We start from the raw sequence: 1,604 nt of genomic DNA, 5'->3' as shown, positions 1-1,604 counted from the left end.
ACACGCGTATATGGATAGTTCGCAGGGGAGTATAACTATACCACAATCAGCCTGGCAACCAAATAATGGCATTCAAATTTCCCATTTGGTGAAAATAATTATTAATTTTGATGAATTTAATGGAAATATACCATTAAATAATGGTTTAAATTCTTATGTTGAAATTAATGGAACTCTCCAAATGCGACTGGTGTTCATAGATTTAATGGATTGTTTTCAACTTTATATAATGATTATCCTGCTGTTGCAGAGATAGGAAATATAGTGGAAGATGTCAAAACAACAGAAGCTATTTTAGAGGTTCAACGTATTAAACCAAAAATAGAGGCTTCTGCAAATTGGTATGGTCAATCTTCTACGAATATTAATAGTCCTTTAATTGTTCCAAATAAGAATTCTACATTAAACCCTACAGATCCTACTTATTATCAATTTAAAATAGGTAACGAATCTGAATCAGCTGCATTGAATGTTCATTTGACTTTAGATTTATTAAGTGTCAAAAATGTTGATTTATCTGGACAAACACTTATTAAGGGCTTTAATACTGAGAAGATTGTGATCAAGAGTGGTTATGATAAGGCAATGACTATTGATCATATTGAATTTTTTGATTATGATGCACCAACGAATGGGACACCAACATTTCAAATTGGTCAAGATGAGTTAGCAAATTATATTGATAGTCATGGTGATATTGTTATTGAGTCAAGTGCTTTTTCTAGTGTCATGACGAGATTAAAAACAGTTCGTATTGTGACAGAAAAATTTGAAAAATTAATTGTTAATAATGATTCTGTTATTATTAATGTTTATGGGGATAGTGATTCTTATAATTCTTATTATCAAGATAAGAGATTAGAAGCAAGCTTATTATTTGAACCAGTTGGACCATTGTATAATGATGATGATAAAAAACAAGAAAGTGCTGCTTTCTCAGTACAATCAGGTCAATTAACAATAAGTAACGATATTTATCAAAGAGATGTTCAATCAGGATATATTACAAAAAATACGAATACTGATCAAAATGAAAAAACATTAGGAGTGCCTTATGCTCGAGATTTTACATATCGTGTAGAATTATGGAATCGTTCTTTATCTATACTTGATGATGTAGATACATTGATTGAACTACCACAAATCAATGATGGAGGATTCCATCCAACGTCAATTGTTATATATGAAGATTTATTAAAACAATATGGGGTATTTGAAAAAATGACTTTTATACAAAAGCAAACACCAATACAATCTCTGTTTGGTGATGATTCAAATATAACAATGACATATAATCCTATGAATCATACAATTGGAAATAGTGAGAAAACATATCAGTTAGACTCACAGGGATGTTTTGTTATTCCAATTGAAGATATTGCTGGAGATCAAAGCTTAGAATCTATTATGTTGACTGGGCAGAAATTTGTGATAAATGATGGACTAGATATAAAACCATTCCTTGAAATAAATGGCTGGGCAGACTCACCAATAAATACATCTCATATTTTAAATACACTTGCAACTCATTATATAGACGGATTACGTGGGCTAGATAATACAAAATATACTGTTAACACAAAAGATACTGCAAATGCTTATAT

2 protein-coding genes are annotated in these 1,604 nt (G+C 30.2%); both read left to right on the top strand.

Annotated elements, in window-relative coordinates; genetic code table 11:
- A partial coding sequence (locus ACLR9T_RS14600) for a hypothetical protein (protein ID WP_413110173.1) occupies positions 1-256 on the top strand: 256 nt, incomplete at its 5' end.
- Between the two features lie 8 nt (positions 257-264).
- Positions 265-1,604: hypothetical protein (locus tag ACLR9T_RS14595; protein WP_413110172.1), on the top strand; the 1,340-nt coding region annotated here is incomplete at its 3' end.

The sequence above is a fragment of the Thomasclavelia sp. genome, assembly GCF_047249845.1.
GTDB lineage: Bacteria > Bacillota_I > Bacilli_A > Erysipelotrichales > Coprobacillaceae > Thomasclavelia.
Note: the sequence above shows the minus strand (reverse complement) of the source record. Positions and strands in the feature narration are given on the sequence as shown.